This is a genomic window from Ameyamaea chiangmaiensis, from assembly GCF_013376175.1.
GTDB classification, from domain to species: domain Bacteria; phylum Pseudomonadota; class Alphaproteobacteria; order Acetobacterales; family Acetobacteraceae; genus Ameyamaea; species Ameyamaea chiangmaiensis.
Genome location: NZ_JABXXR010000292.1, coordinates 1 through 1,526 on the forward strand (window position 1 = coordinate 1; position 1,526 = coordinate 1,526).

Here is a 1,526-nt window from a genome sequence, read left to right on the forward strand (position 1 = left end):
GGACGCAGGGGATCGCGGCTCCAGAGCCGGACGTGCGCGCCGCCGCGCGCGGCATGCAGCGCCAGCGCCGTCCCCCAGGCTCCGGCACCGATGACGCCGATCGACAGGCCGGTCACGACCGTTCCTCCGCTATGCGCCGGACGTCGTATCCGGCCTGATCCTCGCCCAGAAGATCGGCAAGGCAGCCTAGAATATCACGGGCCTGTTGTTCAAAACCGAAGGGGGGGGACGCCACGACCAGTCCCGCGCCGTTAAGGCGCGAGGGATCGAGCGGCGGGCGGAGGGTCAGCTCGGCGGCCAGAACGTCGGGCAATCCGCGTTCGCGCAGGTCGTCGTGAAAAGCCCTGACCGGAGCGCGGTGTTTGATCGGATACCAGCCCGCGATGATGCCCGTCGGGAAACGCGCCCGGGCGGTGAGCATGGCGTCGGCAAGGCGTTGAAATTCGTCAGCCCGTTCGAACGGCGGGTCGAGCAGGACCAGACCCCTGCGGATCGCGCGCGGGGGCAGAAGTGCCGCGATGGCCTCGTATCCGTCGCGTTCATGCACATGCACGGCTGGGTTGCGCGCGAAGTGACGGCGCAGGAGTGGCGCGTCGTCGGGATGGAGTTCGCAGCACACCAGGGCGTCGCCGGGCCGCAACATCCGCGCGGCAATCGCGGGGGAGCCGGGGTAGGCATGCGGCATCTCGGGTCGGACGAGGTCGAGATAGGTACGCAAGGGCAGGGTGCGTGCCGGGGGAGCATCCAGTAGACGCCCGATTCCGGCATGCCATTCCCCCGTGCGCTGTGCCGGATCGGCGGTAAGATCGTACGACCCGATCCCGGCATGCGTGTCCAGAACCATAAAGGGCGCCGGTTTGCGGTGAAACGCCGTGAGCAGGGCGATCAGAAGCGCATGCTTCATGCAGTCGGCGCTGTTCCCAGCGTGGTAGTGATGGCGGTAGTTCATCGACGCGTCTGACGGTTCCCATACTGCGGTGCGGCACTTGGCACTTGACCGGCGTGCCGAAATTTCAGCACATTTGCCCCCGCGTGGCGACAGCCGCGTCTGGCGGCCGCAAAGCTGCCGGTCATAGACGTTCTCGGGGCGGGGTGAAATTCCCTACCGGCGGTGTTTGCCGCGTCTGCCATTTCGGCAGGCGCGTCATAAGCCCGCGAGCGCCCACCGTTCTGCGGTGGGGTCAGCAGACCTTGGTGTGATTCCAGGGCCGACGGTCACAGTCCGGATGGGAGAGAACGAAGACGACACGCAACGCCACAGGTGCGTCCAGCGTGGACGGTCTTTTTGCGCCTCGGGTCCGTCCGCAAGGATGGAGACCTTTGTTGTGACGACGTGCGTTTGGCCGGATGAAAAATCCCGGCCTGTTGAGGCTGATGGCACGCAGGCCGTGCCGTTGGCCCGTATTCTCGCGGCATTTGATACGGCCATCGCTGGGGCACGGGCCCATGTCGGGGCGACCGCGCCGAACCCGCCGGTCGGGTGCGCGATCCTCGACGCCGAGGGACACTGTCTGGCCGTCGCGGCG

The 1,526-nt window shown here is 67.1% G+C and carries 1 protein-coding gene, 2 pseudogenes and 1 riboswitch; of the genes and pseudogenes, 1 reads left to right on the forward strand and 2 read right to left on the reverse strand.

Annotation, left to right across the window (positions count from 1 at the left end; translation table 11 throughout):
* Together HUK82_RS16475 and HUK82_RS16480 are read right to left on the reverse strand one after the other, a co-directional pair.
* A pseudogene (locus HUK82_RS16475) lies at window positions 1-107 on the reverse strand (NAD(P)H-dependent glycerol-3-phosphate dehydrogenase); the annotation flags it as partial.
* A gap of 5 nt (window positions 108-112) precedes the next feature.
* Entirely contained in the window at window positions 113-949 is an 837-nt protein-coding gene (locus HUK82_RS16480; protein ID WP_176614947.1) for a 23S rRNA (adenine(2030)-N(6))-methyltransferase RlmJ, read from the reverse strand.
* A gap of 125 nt (window positions 950-1,074) precedes the next feature.
* Window positions 1,075-1,242, forward strand: a riboswitch (FMN riboswitch).
* 146 nt (window positions 1,243-1,388) lie between these two features.
* On the opposite strand from HUK82_RS16480, the pseudogene HUK82_RS16485 reads away from it, so the two are divergent.
* Window positions 1,389-1,526: pseudogene (locus tag HUK82_RS16485) on the forward strand (bifunctional diaminohydroxyphosphoribosylaminopyrimidine deaminase/5-amino-6-(5-phosphoribosylamino)uracil reductase RibD); the annotation flags it as partial.

Coding starts and splice junctions, on each gene's coding strand:
- HUK82_RS16480 (WP_176614947.1), bottom strand. CDS start 949: ATGAACTACCGCCATCACTACCACGCTGGGAACAGCGCCGACTGCATG.